Annotated in this window: 13 protein-coding genes, 1 pseudogene and 1 riboswitch; of the genes and pseudogenes, 5 read left to right on the top strand and 9 right to left on the bottom strand. The window is 69.1% G+C overall.

The features are described from left to right. The coding region (locus IV088_RS13085) for an adenosylhomocysteinase (RefSeq protein ID WP_291102592.1) at positions 1 to 699 on the bottom strand (699 nt) is incomplete at its 3' end. Between the two features lie 67 nt (positions 700 to 766). After that, a riboswitch (S-adenosyl-L-homocysteine riboswitch) is annotated at positions 767 to 854 on the bottom strand. Between the two features lie 54 nt (positions 855 to 908). On the opposite strand from IV088_RS13085, the gene IV088_RS13080 reads away from it, so the two are divergent. Continuing rightward, a complete protein-coding gene (locus IV088_RS13080) occupies positions 909 to 1724 on the top strand; it encodes an HAD family hydrolase (RefSeq protein WP_291102589.1) in 816 nt (271 codons plus the stop codon). Continuing rightward, entirely contained in the window at positions 1721 to 2956 is a 1236-nt protein-coding gene (locus IV088_RS13075) for an MFS transporter (protein ID WP_291102587.1), read from the top strand. Before IV088_RS13080 ends, IV088_RS13075 begins: the two co-directional genes overlap by 4 nt. Here the strand turns inward: IV088_RS13075 and IV088_RS13070 are convergent, their stop codons facing one another. Further along, positions 2957 to 4033, bottom strand: coding sequence for a YeeE/YedE family protein (locus tag IV088_RS13070; RefSeq protein WP_291102585.1), 1077 nt, complete (start codon positions 4031 to 4033; stop codon positions 2957 to 2959). 158 nt (positions 4034 to 4191) lie between these two features. On the opposite strand from IV088_RS13070, the gene IV088_RS13065 reads away from it, so the two are divergent. Further along, positions 4192 to 4584: a hypothetical protein gene (locus IV088_RS13065; RefSeq protein ID WP_291102583.1), complete on the top strand. Its 393-nt coding sequence runs from the start codon at positions 4192 to 4194 to the stop codon at positions 4582 to 4584. Between the two features lie 240 nt (positions 4585 to 4824). On the opposite strand, the gene IV088_RS13060 is transcribed toward IV088_RS13065, so the two are convergent. The 5 genes from IV088_RS13060 to IV088_RS13040 form a co-directional block, all read right to left on the bottom strand. Beyond that, positions 4825 to 5556, bottom strand: coding sequence for a class I SAM-dependent methyltransferase (locus IV088_RS13060; protein ID WP_291102581.1), 732 nt, complete (start codon positions 5554 to 5556; stop codon positions 4825 to 4827). Between the two features lie 126 nt (positions 5557 to 5682). After that, on the bottom strand, positions 5683 to 6669 hold the full coding sequence (locus tag IV088_RS13055; RefSeq protein ID WP_291102578.1) for a hypothetical protein: 987 nt from the start codon (positions 6667 to 6669) through the stop codon (positions 5683 to 5685). A gap of 8 nt (positions 6670 to 6677) precedes the next feature. Next, positions 6678 to 6893, bottom strand: a complete 216-nt coding sequence (locus tag IV088_RS13050; RefSeq protein ID WP_291102576.1) for a hypothetical protein — start codon at positions 6891 to 6893, stop codon at positions 6678 to 6680. 117 nt (positions 6894 to 7010) lie between these two features. Beyond that, positions 7011 to 7331, bottom strand: coding sequence for a hypothetical protein (locus IV088_RS13045; RefSeq protein ID WP_291102574.1), 321 nt, complete (start codon positions 7329 to 7331; stop codon positions 7011 to 7013). Between the two features lie 9 nt (positions 7332 to 7340). Continuing rightward, positions 7341 to 7532, bottom strand: coding sequence for a hypothetical protein (locus tag IV088_RS13040; RefSeq protein WP_291102594.1), 192 nt, complete (start codon positions 7530 to 7532; stop codon positions 7341 to 7343). Here IV088_RS13040 and IV088_RS13035 point away from each other — a divergent pair. Next, positions 7470 to 7640: pseudogene (locus IV088_RS13035) on the top strand (SMP-30/gluconolactonase/LRE family protein); the annotation flags it as partial. The gene IV088_RS13040 and the pseudogene IV088_RS13035 sit on opposite strands and share 63 nt — an antisense overlap. Positions 7641 to 7771: 131 nt before the next feature. Here the strand turns inward: IV088_RS13035 and uvrA are convergent. After that, positions 7772 to 13816, bottom strand: coding sequence for an excinuclease ABC subunit UvrA (uvrA, locus tag IV088_RS13030; protein ID WP_291102572.1), 6045 nt, complete (start codon positions 13814 to 13816; stop codon positions 7772 to 7774). Positions 13817 to 13947: 131 nt separating this feature from the next. Here uvrA and IV088_RS13025 point away from each other — a divergent pair, with 131 nt between their 5' ends. Then, positions 13948 to 15084 (top strand): ABC transporter substrate-binding protein, encoded by a 1137-nt coding sequence (locus IV088_RS13025; RefSeq protein ID WP_291102570.1) that lies wholly within the window; start codon positions 13948 to 13950, stop codon positions 15082 to 15084. A gap of 126 nt (positions 15085 to 15210) precedes the next feature. On the opposite strand, the gene IV088_RS13020 is transcribed toward IV088_RS13025, so the two are convergent. Then, positions 15211 to 15648 (bottom strand): universal stress protein, encoded by a 438-nt coding sequence (locus IV088_RS13020; protein WP_291102568.1) that lies wholly within the window; start codon positions 15646 to 15648, stop codon positions 15211 to 15213. Positions 15649 to 15796: the final 148 nt, after the last annotated feature.

Raw genomic sequence — 15796 nt, 5'->3', positions numbered from 1 at the left:
GCTCTTGGTCACCGAGTCGTTCACGTTGATGGCGCGGAACATCAGCGAGCCCTTGACGCTCATTTCCTTCAGGCGGTGCACGCCGGTGGTGGTCTCTTCGGTCACACCGATGATCTGCGCGCCCTTGCGGCTGTACCAGGTCGGGTCCACGGCCAGCTTGGCCTTGATGGCGGCGAAGACGATCTGTTCTTCTTCGCTCGTGGGGTTGGCCAGCACGCTCTGGTCCTTCTCGGCCTGTTTGCCCAGGTGCATCAGCATGGTGGCGTCGCCGCCGTCGTCCAGGATCATGTTCGGGCCTTCGCCTTCGGTGCCGGCGGCGCCGAACTCAAAGATGCGGTGCGTGTAGTCCCAGTAGTCGGCCAGGCTCTCGCCCTTGATGGCGAACACCGGCGTGCCGCTGGCGGCGATGGCGGCGGCGGCGTGGTCCTGCGTGGAGAAGATGTTGCACGAGGCCCAGCGCACCTGGGCACCCAGGGCCTGCAGGGTTTCGATCAGCACGGCCGTCTGGATGGTCATGTGCAGCGAGCCGGTGACGCGCGCGCCCTTGAGCGGCTGCGCCTTGGCGAACTCTTCACGGATCGCCATCAGGCCGGGCATTTCGGTCTCGGCGATGCGGATTTCTTTGCGGCCCCAGGCGGCCAGGCTGATGTCGGTGATGGCGCAGTCGGTGTTGACGGCGGTCGGGATGCGAGCGTTCATGGAAACTCCAGATGAGGTTGGCAAGAACCACTGGCATGAACAGGCAAAAAAAAGCCCATCACACGTCAGTGGATGAGCGTCGTTGCATGGATTTCCGAGCCTCACGCCCCGCGCTGACCGGTGGTCAGGGGTGCGCTGCAACGCTCCTCGGATCGGCGGATTCTACCGCAGCCCCGGTTTTTTGACATCTGCGAAACTGCTCCCCCTTTATGCCCCACTTCCCCCTTTCCCCGTCACTGGCCGACTGGCCGCAGGCCGAGCGCGCCGGCATCCACGGGGTGCTCACCGACATCGACGACACGCTCACCACCGAAGGCGCCATCACGCCCGACGCGCTGGCCGCGCTGCACCACCTGCGCGCGGCCGGCCTGCCGGTGTTCGCCATCACCGGGCGCCCGGCGGGCTGGAGCGAGGCCTTCGCACTGGCCTGGCCGGTGAACGCCATCGTGGCGGAGAACGGCGCCGTGGCCTTGTGGCGCGGGGCGGACGGCCAGCTGTGCAAGGCCTGGCTGCAGGACGAGGCCACGCGGCGCGCCAACGCAGCCCAGCTGCAAGCGGTGGCGCAGCACATCCTGAGCGCGCTGCCGCAGACCCGGCTGTCGCAGGACAGCCCCGGCCGCGAAACCGACATCGCCATCGACCACAGCGAGTTCGCGCAGCTGGACGACGCCAGCATCGCGCAGGTCGTGCGGCTGATGCACGACGGCGGGCTGAACGCGACCGTGAGCTCGATCCACATCAACGGCTGGATCGGCGGCCACGACAAGCTGGCCGGTGCGCGCTGGATCGTGCGCGAGCGGCTCGGCCGAGACCTCGACGCCGAGCTTCAGCGCTGGGTCTATGTGGGCGACTCGACCAACGACGCCACCATGTTCGGCCACTGCCCGCACAGCGTGGGCGTGGCCAACGTGGCGCGCTTCTGGGACCGGCTCGCGCACCGGCCGCGGTATGTGACGCCCCATTCGCGCGGCGCCGGTTTTGCCGAGCTGGCGCAGGCCCTGCTCTCAGCGAAAACGGGCCCATGAGCGCGCACCCGCTGCCACCCGGCCACAGCGGCACGGCCCTGCCCGCGGCGCCACCGCCCCATGCCCGGCTCGGCCTCTGGGCCATCTTCGGCTCCACCTTCTTCGAGCTGGTGGGCTATTTCATGCTGCTGCCGCTGCTGTTGTTGCGGCTCAAGGGCGCCGACGTGTCCACCACCCTGGCCGGGCTGTTCGCGGCCAGCGGCTGGGTGGGCGTGTTCGTCATCACGCCGTTTGCCTCGGCCATCACCCAGCGGCTGGGGCGGCGGCCCACGCTCTGGCTGGCGGCCGCCGTGCCGGTGGTGAGCACCACGGGCTTTCTGTTCACCGACTGGCTGCCCGCGTGGTTCGTGCTCGACTTCATCGCTGGCGCGGCCTCGGGCCTGCGCTGGGTGCTGGCCGAGGCGGTGGTCGCCGAGTTCGCGCCGCCGCAGCAACGCGGGCGCATGGTCGGCCTGTTCGAGACCATGGTGGGCACCACCTTCGTGATCGGCCCCGCCCTGCTCGCGTGGGTGGGCCCGCAGAACCCGCTGGCGCTGTGGCTGGTGCTGGGCAGCCTGGCCATCGGGCTGCTCTGGAGCCTGCTGATCCCGCCGCTGCCCGCGGCCGCCGACGCGCACAGCGCGCGCGTGGGCCTGCACGGCGTGTGGCTCGCCTTGCGCGCCCACCCGCTGATCATGACGGTGGGCTTTGTCGGCGGCTTTTTCGAGAGCGGGCTCACGTCCATCCTGCCGCTGTACGGCCTGAGCCTGGGCCTGGGGGTCACGGCGGCGACGCTGCTGGTCTCGGCCAGCGGTCTGGGCAGCGCGCTGATGATGCTGCCCGCTGGCCTGCTGGCCGATCGGATGAGCGCGGCACGGCGTTTCGGCGACGCCCACGCGGTGCGGCTTCGGCTGCTGCACGGCTGCGCCGCCATCACGCTACTGGCCACGCTGGTGATCCCGTTCGTGGCGCAGACACCCTGGCTGGCCGCCCCGGTGGCGTTTCTGTGGGGCGGCGCGGGCGGCTGCCTGTACACGCTGGCCATGATCGACATCGGCTCGCGCGAGGAAGGCATCACCCTGGTCAACAGCACCGCCGTGCTGGTGCTGTCGTACACGCTGGGTGGTGTGCTCGCGCCAGCCCTGGGCGCGGCCATGCTGGACTGGGCGCCGGTGCTGGGCTTTCCCGCGCTGCTGCTGGCGGTGGCCGGGCCGGGCTGGTGGCTGCTGCGCCGGGCCCACCGGGCGGGTTGATCAGGGCACGGCGGGGGCCGGCGCGGGCGTGTGCGCCCTGTCGAACAGCCGGTCGGCCAGGCCGCCGCCCACCCACATGCCGCCCAGCGTGAGCCAGGCGGTCACGGCGAAGATGGCACCGCCCGTCATGCCCGCGCCGACCGCGCAGCCGCCGGCCAGCATCGAGCCGAAGCCCATGAAGATGGCGCCCACGATGTAGCGCGGCATGGTGTAGCCGCCACCGAAGCCTTCGAGCTTCCAGTCGCCACCGACCAGCGCACCGATCAGCGAGCCGACGAACACCCCGGGCATCAGGCCCAGACCAAAGGTCCAGGGTTCACCGGGCTCGGCCAGCACGCGCATCAGCCACTCCGCCGAGGGACCGCTGAAGGTGAGACCCTGGATCTGCACCGGCTCGAAGGAGTGGCTCATCACCTGGTAGGTGCCGGCCCAGGCCAGCGCCACCATCAGACCCGTGCCCACGCCACCGGCCCATTTCCAGAAACCCCAGCCGCTGTAATAAGCGAAAAAGCCGGCCACCACCAGCCACAGCGCGCCGAAGGCCAGCCCGTCCATCGGCCCCACACCCGCCAAGGCCAGCAGGCTGCGAGACGGCCCGCCATCGACGACCCACCAGCCGGCGATGGCCTCCCTGAGCGGCGCGAGCGCGCCGCCGAGCGACGCCTGCGCCGTCACGGCAAAGACCAGCCCCGAGAGCAACGCCCGCAGGTTGCCGTTGGCCGACAGCACCAGCAGGCGGCTGGCGCAGCCCCGGGTCATGACCATGCCCACGCCGAAGATCAGCCCGCCCACCAGCGCGCCCGAGAGGCTGCCCCGGGTCGCGAGCTGGCGCGCGGTGCTCACGTCCAGCGTCCCGCTCACCACGAACAGCTGCACCACCACCACGGCCGTGGCAAACGCCAGCAGCCAGACGGCCAGCTTCTCGCCGAACTTGCCGTGCCAGAACTCCACCACTGCCGCGCGCAGGCAAAAGCGCGAGCGCTGTGCAAAAAAACCAAAACCCAGCCCCACCGCCAGCCCGCACAGCGCGAGCACCGTGGGTTCGCCCCAGCGTTCGATCCCGGTCGTCCAGTCCATGATGATTCCATTTATCTATATATGCGCAGTTGAGCATGCTATGCCACCCAAGCGCTCCAAGGGTTGACGCTGCGCAAACTCGGACGCACACGGCATGCGGGTTAAGCTGCTGGCCCGCTCCCTCCGCGGCTGTTTTTCCACCCACAAAGGACTCCCCCATGGCCATTCCCTGGCTCGTTGCGCTCAAGGTGATTCCCTGGGGCGACGTGATCGAACACGCGCCCAAGGTGCTGAACGCCGCGCGCAAGCTGATGGAGCGCCAGCGTGCGCCCAAGAGCGTGCCCGCGGCCGGCGACAGCGTGATCCCCATGCCCTCGGTCGAACCACCCAGCGCGGCAGCGCTGCACCAGCGCCTGCTCGCGGCGCAGCAACAGATCGACAGCCAGGCCCAGGCGCAGGACCAGCTCACACAGACCCTGGCCGAACTCGCCGAGCAGAATGCCCGGCTGGTGGGCGCGGTGGAGGTGTTGCGGGTCCGCACCCGCCTGCTGCTGTGGGGAATGGGGCTGCTGGTGCTGGCGCTGGCGCTGGCCTGGTCGGTCTGGCGCTGAATCCGTATCGGTTTTCCAGGCCGCCGGAGCGCCCCCCCTGCGCCTGAAGCGGGGCCACCCAGGGCACCGCCGGCCGCCCAACAAGCTCAGGACGGACAGCCAGGGCGCCTTGCAGGCCGCAGTCTCACCAGAGGTGAGGCTTCTTCGGGCTGTCCAAGCCTGCGCAGGCAGGCTTGGAGCCGCGGCCCTCAGCCCCTTGGGGGTAGCGCGAAGCGCTGCGGGGGGGGGGGGGAACTCACTTCAGCGCCGCTGGAACGGCGCCTGGTAGAGCCAGACCGGCTTGCCGGCCACCGACGCCAGCCGGGCCTTTGGCCGCCAGCCCACGGCCTCGAACTCCAGGCTCGCCAGCCAGGCACCCGGTGTCAGTTCGGCCGCCGCCTTGTCCATCGCCCGGGCCATGCTCTCGGGCCGCTGGAACAGGTACACCAGGTCATACCCCGACCAGTCGGCGGCCCAGATGTCGGCCCGGCGTACCCGCGCAAAGCGGCAGCGCAGCGCACACAGCAGCGTGAGCGGCCAGCTCCACTCCAGGCCGTGAAGCTGGGCTCGCGGGTACTCGCCGTGCAAGGCCTTCAGGCCGGCGCCCAGGCCGCAGCCCGCGTCCACCACCTGCGCGCCGTCGGGCAGCGGCGCCTTCAGGGCCAGGCCTTTCAGCGCCGAGGCGGGCGTGGGGAACAGCGGCGCATCGCGCCAGGTGTTGAGCGGGTACAGCGCGAGCAGCAGCGCCAGCGGCAGCAGCCAGACCCAGCCCGGCAGGCTGCCCGCCGCGCCACTGGCGAGCAGCGACAGCGGGAAACCGCCCAGCATGAACACGCGGCGCCACGGCGTGCGCCCGGTCCAGGCCGGCAGGCCCGAGGCCAGCAGCGCCAGCACGAAGGCCGCCACGGCGCCCAGCCCGCTCGCGCGCAAACCCAGAAACACGCCCCAGGCGAGCGCCCAGGTCAGCAGGGCGGGAAGGGGCCAGATCAGCATGGTGAGCGGCATTGTCACCGCCCGACCGGTTCGGAAACCCAGCAAAAAGGCACCTTCGGGTGCCTTTTTTGTCACGCGGTACCCGTTACCAGTTCAGCGGAGACTGGCCCGTTGTTGTTGCGCCCATCACTCGATGCGCAACACCACCAGCGTCTGGTTGAGCAGCTGGTAGCCGATCTCGCCAAAGGTCACCGGGCCGGGCAGGTCGCCGATCTTCTGGCCTTCGAGCTCACCGAACAGGAAGTTCAGGATGCAGTTGCACGAGAAGCTCACGCCTTCGGTGCGGTAGCCGGTCAGGCGCTCGCGGAAGCTCGCGCCGTAGTCGGCCACGGGTTTGGCGAAGTGGTAGTCCACACCGGTGAACACCGGGGCGTACAGCACCACCTTGCCACCGGCGGCATCCACCGACTGGATGGACGCGTTCAGGTGCGCGCCACCGAAATCACCCACCAGCGGCAGCTTGCCGTCGCCCAGGCCCTGGGCTCGCACATAGGCGGCCAGCGAGGTCTTTTCGCCGTTGACCAGGCAGTCGCCGATTTCGAACGAGGTTTCGGTGAAGCGCAGGGTGTCACCGTCGCCGGGCTCGAAGATGTTGACGATCTCGATGGACGCGAGCTGGCTTTCGGGCAGCGCCACATGGGCCGCGACCACGCCGTCTTCGAACTTCTGGCCCGTGGTGCCCAGGTAGACCTTGGGGGTGACCTTGCCCAGATCGGACAGGTGGATGCCGGCCACCCAGCCCACGGTGGGCTTGAGGAAGGCGTCGGCGTCGTTGGCGGCCTCTTCGGCAAACTTGGTGTGGGCGGCGCTGCCGGCGGGCACGATGGCCATCGTAAAACCGTTGTCGGGACCGTTGCCGACGATGCCCTTGAGCTGGTCGGCCGCGTAGTGGGCCAGCGTCACCTGGGCTTGCGTGGGCAGCGGCGTCACAAACACCTGACCCTCGGTGGAGACCACACCACCGGCGGTGTCCATGAAGTACGGAATGGTGCCAGCGACCCAGTTGCCCTTCGGCAGCGCATCCAGTGCGCCCTCGGGGCCGGCCAGAGACAGAAAGGCGCCGCTGCGGATCAGCTCGGACGCGGCGGCAATGCTCATCAATTGTTGTTTCATGCGGTGCCTCAGATGCGGTTGAGTTGATCGACTTCGGAGGCCAGGATGCGCTCCCATTTGGTGAAGAAGGCCTGGATCTCGCTGGCCTTCTGGCTCACGGGATCGGTGCTGCGCTCGATGCGTTTGACCAGCAGTTGCATGGCCAGGTTGGAGGTCTGGATGCGTGCCAGACCACCGCTGGCCGCGCGCGACCAGCAAGCATGGGTATTGGAAGGGAGTGCCATGTGGGGCTCAGGTTGAGGGAACAAAGGCAGGTGCAAAAAAAGCCTGCCACCCACAGGGTTTAACGACGCCATTGACGCCAACTTGAGTACGGTCGGCACCGCTTCATTTGACCTAGATCAAGGTCGCATCGATTCCAGCGAGGCGTCGCAGCCGATGCCCGCCGCGATCCAGCGCCGAGCCAGCCGGCGCAGCAGCGGCGCTGTCCATGCCCAGCGCGGGCCAAGCACGCCGGCGGCATCGCTGATTGCCCCGCAGCGATAGCGCTTTTGTGCATCGTCCCAGCGCAGTGCGCCACAAGCACCCACCCGCTTGCGCGAGATCACCCGCCCGAGCGGACAGGGCTCGGCGAGGCAGCACACGCCGCAGCCGTTGCAGGGCGCGCCCTCTGCCGGCTGGTGTGGCGCGGCCGGGTGGATGTGGATGACCTGGTGTGCCATCGGTACAGGTTACCGCAGGGCCGTCGCGCCGCGCAGCGATGCGTCACGCTGGTGATGGGCGCTGCTGGCGGCCACGCCAACGACATGGTGGTCGATGCCCAAGGCCGCGCCTAGGTCGGCCACTTCGGTTTCGACCTGATGGGCGGCGGCACGCCGCACACCGCGACCCTGGCGCGGGTGAATCCCGACGGTTCGGTGCACGAAGCCGCCACCGGGCCCTGCTTCCCCAACGGCAGCATGATCACGCCCGACGGCCAGACCCTGATCGTGGGCGAGACCATGGGCAACCGCATCTCGGCCTTCGACATCCGGGCCGATGGCAGCCTGGGCCCGCGCCGCGACTGGGGCCGCTTCGGCGACCGGCCGGCGCTGACCGACATGGCCTCGGTGCCGGGTGCCCCTGAGCGCGCGCCTCAAAGGGGGCATCCGGTCAAAGGGATTCAGCGAGCCAGCACAGGGCCCAGCACCTTGCCCGTGTGCGTGCCCAGCCGCACCACGGCTTCCGGCGTGGTCGCCGCCACGATGCGTCCGCCACCCGAGCCGCCCTCGGGGCCGAGGTCGATGATCCAGTCGGCTTCGGCCATCACGTCCAGGTCGTGTTCGATCACGATCACGCTGTGGCCGCCGTCCACCAGCCGGTGCAGCACGCGGATCAGCTTTTCCACGTCGGCCATGTGCAGGCCCACCGTGGGTTCGTCGAGCACATACAAAGTGTGCGGCGCCTTCTGCCCGCGGCGCGTGACGTCGTCGCGCACCTTGCTGAGTTCGGTCACGAGCTTGATGCGCTGCGCTTCGCCGCCGCTCAGCGTCGGTGATGGCTGGCCCAGTGTGAGGTAACCCAGGCCCACGTCTTTCAGCAGCTGCAGCGGGTGGCTGATGTTGGGCATGGAGGCGAAGAAGTTCACCGCCTCGTCCACCTCCATCTGCAGCACGTCGCCGATGCTCTTGCCCTTCCAGGTCACGGCCAGGGTCTCGGGGTTGAAGCGCGCGCCGTGGCAGACCTCGCAGGGCACTTTCACGTCGGGCAGGAAGCTCATCTCGATGGTGCGCATGCCCTGGCCTTCGCAGCCCGGGCAGCGGCCTTCGCCGGTGTTGAAGCTGAAGCGGCCCGGGCCGTAGCCGCGCGCCTTGGCTTCGAGCGTGTCGGCGAAGAGCTTGCGCACCGTGTCCCAGAAACCGATGTAGGTGGCCGGGCAGCTGCGCGGCGTTTTGCCAATGGGCGTCTGATCGACTTCGAGCACCCGGTCCACCACCTCGGAACCGAGCAGCTTGTCGCAGCCCACCCAGGCCGGGCGCACGCCGTCGTTGTCCCAGGCCTGGCGACCGGCGAAGGTGCTGCGCTGGGACACGGCCGCCGCCGCGTTCGTGAGCAGCACGTCGCGCGCGAAGGTGGACTTGCCGGAGCCGCTGACACCGGTGACCACGACCAGGCGCTGCAGGGGAACGGCAACGTCGAGGTTCTGCAGGTTGTGCATCCGGGCGCCACGGACTTCGAGCGCCGGTGCCGCGGGGTCGACGCCGCGCCGCGCCTGCAGCGGGTGTTTCATCGCGTGCAGCAGGTAGCGCCCGGTGACAGACTCTTCATTCGCCGACAGGTCGGCCACCGACCCCTGCGCCACCACACGCCCACCGCGTTTGCCCGCGCTGGGCCCGATGTCGATAATGTGGTCGGCGCGGCGGATGGTGTCTTCGTCGTGCTCCACCACCACCAGCGTGTTGCCCATCTCGCCGAGCTTGTGCAGGGCGTTGAGCAGGATGGCGTTGTCGCGCGCGTGCAGGCCGATGGTCGGCTCATCCAGCACGTAACACACGCCCTGCAGGTTGCTGCCGAGTTGTGCGGCCAGGCGGATGCGCTGCGCCTCGCCGCCGCTGAGCGTGGGCGCGCCACGATCGAGCGTGAGGTAGTTCAGGCCCACCTCTTCGAGGAAGGCCAGGCGGCTTTCGATCTCGGGCAGCAGGTCGCGCGCGATGTCGGCTTCTCGGCTCGTCAGCACGGCCGTTTTCAGCAAGCCCTGCACCCAGCTGCGCACCTCGTTCACCGAGAGTCGTGCCACGTCGGTGATGACCCGCCCGGCCTGACCGGTTGTGGCGTTCGCGCCGAACTTCACCGCCCGCGCCTGCGCATTCAGGCGCGTGCCCTCGCAAGCCGGACACGGCTGGTCGGCCAGGTCTTCCACCTCGGGTTCGGCGAAGCTCTGTTCACGGCCACGTTCGTTGTCGTCGCGCACCGAGTCGTCGAGCGCCTTGCGCTGCTCGCGCGAGAGCGCCAGACCCGTGCCCACGCAGTCGGGGCACCAGCCGTGTTTGCTGTTGTACGAAAACAGGCGCGGGTCCAGCTCGGGGTAGCTGGTGGCGCAGACCGGGCAGGCGCGGTTGGTGGAGAAGACCTCCAGCTTGCCGAGGCCCACGGTGGACATGCCTTCGGCCATGGCCTGCGCCAGGCCCTGCATCTGGTGCAGCACGTGCACCTGCCCCTTGCCGATCTCCAGCGCCTTGGTGAGCTGGCTGCGCAACCAGGCCTCGTTGGCCGGGTCCACCACGCCGTCGGCCACCGGCAGTTCGATGGTGTGTTCCTTGAAGCGGTCGATGCGCGGGAAGCCGGTGGTGGGCAGGAACTCGCCGTCCACCCGCAGGTGGGTGTAGCCGCGCGGGCGCGCCCAGTCGGCCAGCTCGGTGTAGACGCCCTTGCGGTTGACCACCAGCGGAGCGAGCAGGCCGATGTGCTGGCCGGCGTAGCGCTGGAGGATGGCGGCGGCGATGCTGTCGGCACTCTGCGGCATCACGGCCGCGCCGTCGTGCACGCAGTGCTGCGTGCCCAGCTTCACATAGAGCAGGCGCAGGAAATGCCAGACCTCGGTGGTGGTGCCCACCGTGCTCTTGCGCCCGCCGCGCGAGAGCCGCTGCTCGATCGCCACCGTGGGCGGGATGCCGTAGACCGCGTCCACCTCGGGCCGGCCCGCGGGCTGCACGATGCTGCGCGCATACGCGTTGAGCGATTCGAGGTAACGCCGCTGACCCTCGTTGAACAGGATGTCGAAGGCCAGCGTGGACTTGCCGGAACCGCTCACGCCGGAGATCACGTTGAACTGACCGCGCGGGATGTCCACGCTCAGGTTCTTGAGGTTGTGTTCCTTGGCGTTGACGATGCGGATCGCGTTGCTGTGGCCCGCGGTGCGCGCGGCCGAGGCGCGCTGTCGCTGCGGCTGCTTCAGGTAGTCGACCAGGCGCCCTTCGTGCACCGCATGCACCTCGCCCATGGACTCGGCGTAGTCGCGCAGGGCCTTGGCGGTGTGACTGCTGGCGTGTTGCCGCACGTCTTCGGGCGGGCCCTCGGCCACCACCAGGCCACCGCCCGCACCGCCCTCGGGGCCAAGGTCGATCAGCCAGTCGGCGGCGCGGATCACGTCGAGGTTGTGTTCGATCACGATCAGCGAATGGCCGGCGTCGAGCAGCTTGCGCAGCGAGCGCATGAGCTTGGCGATGTCGTCGAAGTGCAGGCCGGTGGTGGGTTCGTCGAACAGGAACAGCGTGCCCTTGCGCGAGATCGGCTGGCGGCTGGCGCTCGCCGTCTTGGCGGCTTCGGCCAGGAAGCCCGCGAGCTTCAGGCGCTGCGCCTCGCCACCCGAGAGCGTGGGCACGGGCTGGCCCAGCTTCACGTATTCGAGGCCCACGTCCACGATGGGCTGCAGCGCGCGGATGACTTCGCGGTCGGCCGCGAACAGCGTCGCCGCTTCGCTCACGGTGAGGTCCAGCACGTCGGCCACGTTGAACCAGCGCCCGCCGCGCTCGATGCGCACCTCCAGGATCTCGGGCCGGTAGCGCTTGCCATCGCAGTCGGGGCAGCGCAGGTACACGTCGCTCAGGAACTGCATCTCCACGTGCTCGAAGCCCGAGCCGCCGCAGGTGGGGCAACGCCCGTCGCCGCTGTTGAAGCTGAACTTGCTCGCGGTGTAGCTGCGCTGGCGCGAGAGTGGCGCGTCGGCGAACAGGGCGCGCACGGCGTCCCAGGCACCGACGTAGCTCACCGGGTTGGAGCGCGCGGTCTTGCCGATGGGCGACTGGTCCACGAACACCACCTCGCTCAGGAAGTCGGCGCCGAGCAGGCGGTCGTGTGCGCCGGGCGAGTCGGTGGACTTGCCGAAGTGGCGCAGCAGCGCGGGCGCGAGCACGTCCTGGATCAGGCTCGATTTGCCCGAACCCGACACGCCGGTGACCACCACCAGGCGCTGCAGCGGGAACTCGACCGAGACGCCCTGCAGGTTGTGTTCGCGCGCGCCCTCCAGGATGAGGCGCGGCGTGCTGTCGGTCACCATGCGCTTGAAGCCCATGCCGATGGTCTTGCGCGAGCCGAGGTAGGCGCCGGTGAGCGTGTCGGCGCTGCGGATCGCCTCGGGCGTGCCGTCGAACACGATCTGCCCGCCGCGCTCGCCCGGGCCGGGGCCCATGTCGATCAGGCGGTCGGCCGCGAGCATCACGGCCGGGTCGTGCTCGACCACCACCAGCGTGTTGCCGGCGTCGCGCAGGCGCAGCATGGCGTCGTTGATGCGCGCCATGTCGCGCGGGTGCAGGCCGATGCTGGGCTCGTCGAGCACGAACAGCGTGTTCACCAGCGAGGTGCCCAGCGCCGTGGTGAGGTTGATGCGCTGCACCTCGCCGCCGCTGAGCGTGCGGCTCTGGCGGTCCAGCGTGAGGTAGCCAATGCCGACCTCACACAGGTAACGGATGCGGGTGTTGATTTCTTCGAACAGCAGCTTGACGGCCTGCTGCTCGCCGGAGCCTTTGGCGTGGGCTTCGCTGGGTTGGAGGTCGGTTTTGGCGCTCGCTGCATCGGCAGGGAGGCCGATCTCGCGCGAAGCGGACAAAGCCAGGTCCGCGAAAAACACCCGCAGCCGGTCCAGCGGCAGCTGCATCAGGTCGTGCAGACACAGGCCGGGCAGCGCCTCCAGCTGCTCACGCGACCATGCCACACCCTTGGGCAGGTACCGCTTCCCGGGCGGCAGCACCGCATCGGCCTGCTGTTTCGTGCCGATGCGCCACAACAGGCTGTCGGTCTTCAGGCGCGCGCCGCCGCAGCTCGGGCATTCGGTGTAGCTGCGGTACTTGGACAAGAGCACGCGGATGTGCATCTTGTAGGCCTTGCTCTCCAGGTACTCGAAGAAGCGCGCGATGCCGAACCAGTGCTGGTTCCACTTGCCGTTCCAGTTCGGCGAACCCGCCTTCACCCAGTGCTGCTGCTCGGGCGTGAGCTTGTTCCAGGGCGTGTCGCGCGGGATGCCGGCGGTCTCGGCGTGGCGCATCAGGTCGTCCTGGGCCTCTTTCCAGGCCGGGGTCTGGAACACCTTGATCGCGCCGTTGCGCAGCGTGAGCTTGTCGTTCGGGATCACGAGCCCATGGTCCACCCCGATCACGCGGCCAAAACCCCGGCAGGCCTCGCAGGCACCCACGGCCGAGTTGAACGAGAACATCGACGGTGTGGGGTCGGTGTAGCGGATGTCGCTCTCGGGGCAATGCAGACCCGTTGAAAACCGCCAGATGACGGAACCATTCACCCCCACGCTCCCCGCTGCGCGTGGTTCGCTGCCCCCCAAGGGGACGGCCCCGCCTTGGGGCGGCCCGGCGTCGGGGCGTCCTGCCCCTTCCTCGCCCAGCACATAGACCATCAGCTTGCCGCTGCCGCGCTTGAGGCCGGCCTCGATGGCCTCCATCACCCGCACCTGCTCGGCCGTGCCGATGCGGAAGCGGTCGGCCACCACGTCGAGCACCTTCACCGCTTCGCTGGCCACGGCGCCCTTGGCTGTTTTGGCCTTGGTGGTTTTCGCTGCCTTGGCGTCGGGGGCCGGTGCCGCGCGCTGCACGATGCGCTCGGCCTGCACGCGCGTGTAGCCGCTGGCGGAAAGCCATTGTTCGATCTCGTCGGGCGTGGTGCTGGCCGGCAGCTCCACGGGGAAGGTCACGACCAGGCGGGGATCGCCCAGCGCCGCACAGCGCTGCTGCAGCTCGGCGTAGATCGACTCCGGTGAGTCGTGCCGCACCGGCACCGCCGTCTCGCGGTCGAACAGGTCGGCGCCGCGCGCGAACAAGAGCTTGAGGTGGTCGTTCAGCTCGGTCATCGTGCCCACCGTCGAGCGCGAGCTGCGCACCGGGTTGGTCTGGTCGATGGCGATGGCGGGCGGCACGCCGTCCACCCGGTCCACCGCCGGCTTGTCCATGCGGTCGAGGAACTGGCGCGCGTAGGCGCTGAAGGTCTCCACGTAGCGGCGCTGGCCCTCGGCGAACAGGGTGTCGAACACCAGGCTGGATTTGCCCGAACCGCTCGGCCCGGTGACCACCGTGAGCTCGCCGGTGCGGATGTCGAGGTCGATGTTCTTCAGGTTGTGCTGGCGCGCGCCCCGGATGCGGATCAGCCCGGTTTCTGTGGTGGCCGGCACGGTGTCGGCCGGTTCGGGCGTGGAAGAGGGGTTCAGGAGCGGGTGCGCATCAGACATGAAGGGGCTTCCGGTGGGGAGGCAAACATTCTAGGAGCGCCAGCCATCGGGCCGCGGAGCCGTTACGTCATTTCCACAATCCCCCAGCGGCGCGCGGCCCATAGACTGTGCGCTTCGAAGGAGACAAAGACATGAAAAAGACATCGCCCCCCGTTCGCCTGGGCCGGGCCACCCTCGCGGTGGCCGCATTGCTCTCGGTACTGGCCACCCCCACCTGGGCGCAGCTGCGCATCGGCCAGACCGCCGGCTTCAGCGGGGCCGTGGCCGCCGGGGTCAAGGAGACGACCGATGGCGCGAAGCTGTACTTCGACGCGGTCAACGCCAAAGGTGGCATCAACGGGCAGAAGATCGAGCTGGAGTCCCTGGACGACAAGTTCGACCCGAAACTCGCCGCCGAGAACGCCCGCACCCTGATCAACGACCGGCAGGTGCTCAGCCTCTTCCTCAACCGGGGCACGCCGCACACCCAGGCCATCCTGCCCCTGCTCGATGAATTCAAGGTGCCGCTGGTGGCGCCGTCGACCGGCGCCATGGCGCTGCACAAGCCCGCGAACCCCTGGCTGTTCAACGTGCGCGCGCCCTACCAGCGCGAGTCGGAGCGCGCGGTGCAGCACCTGAGCCTGATCGGCATCGAACGCATCGGCGTGGTGCACGTGGACGACAGCTTCGGCGCCGACCTGCTTGAAGGTGCCCAGAAGGGTTTTGCCACCGTCGGCAAGACGCCGCTTTTCATCGAGAAGTTCGACCGGGCCAAACCCGACTACAGCCGCCTCGCCCCGCTGGTCGCCAGCTCGGGCGCCCAGGCCGTGCTGTTCATCGGGTCGGGCGCGGCCGTCGCGGACGGCATCGCGGCGATCCGCAAGGCCGGTTCGCGGGCGCAGATCATCACCAACTCCAACAACGCCTCGGGCGGCTTCGTGAAGTCGCTGGGCGCCAACGCGACCGGCACCATCGTCACCCAGGTGTTCCCCAACGAGCGTTCGCTGGCCGCGGCCATCGTGAAGGAGGCGGGCGACCTCGCCAAGGCCAAGGGCCTGGAGGGCCTGAGCCCGGCGATGCTCGAAGGCTATGCGGCCGCCAAGGTGCTGGTGGCCGGGCTGCAACGCGCGGGCGCCAACCCGACGCGGGCCAAGCTGCGCGACGCCCTGGAAGGTTTGAAGAAACTGGACCTCGGCGGGCTGGAGCTGGGCTACGGCCCGAACGACCACACCGGCCTGGAGTTCGTCGACCTGTCCATCATCGACGAGTCGGGGCGTTTCCGGCGCTGAACGCCAGGGCCGGTCGGTTTCCATGGCGCGAAACGCCCCCACCCAGGTGCGGTGGAACCGACTTCACCGGGCCACTCGCATCGCCCTCTCGAGGGGTCGAGCGCAGCGCGGCGGGGGTGTTCCGATTCAGCCCTTGACGATCAGCACCGGCACCTTGGCGTGGGTCAGCACCTTCTGCGCCACGCTGCCCAGGATCAGCGCTTTCACGCCCTGGCGGCCGTGCGAAGCCATCACGATCAGGTCGCAACCCTCGGCCTGGGCGGTTTCGATCACGCCTTCGTAGACCACGTTGCGCTCGATGGTGTCGCCGGCAAAAGGCACGCCTTCGGCGGCGCAGACCTTGCCCAGCGCCTCCAGCGCCTGCCCCGCGAGGTTGCGGGACTCGGTCAGGTAGGACTGAAGCCCGGCCGCCGAGGCTTCGCCCATGCCGATGTAGGGAAAGGGGTCGATCACATAGACACCGATCACTTCAGCACCCTGGCTTTTGGCCAGTTGGGCTGCGGTGGTGGCCGCGCTTTGCGCAAGCGCGGAACCGTCGGTGGGAACGAGGATTTTCTTGAACATGGCGGATCTCCTGGTGGTTGGCATGACGGCCCGGAGGCCGCGCGACGTGGCGCGGCACCCGACCTGCAACCAGTCTAGCCACGCACCCGCCGCAGCGCCATGCGCCGGATCAAGAAAACCGCAGGTATCAACCTCGGCGCACCCCGGC

This window comes from Hydrogenophaga sp., assembly GCF_018780075.1.
Lineage (GTDB): Bacteria > Pseudomonadota > Gammaproteobacteria > Burkholderiales > Burkholderiaceae_C > Hydrogenophaga.
The sequence above is the reverse complement of the archived record's forward strand: the minus strand, read 5'-3'. Positions and strand labels throughout refer to the sequence as shown.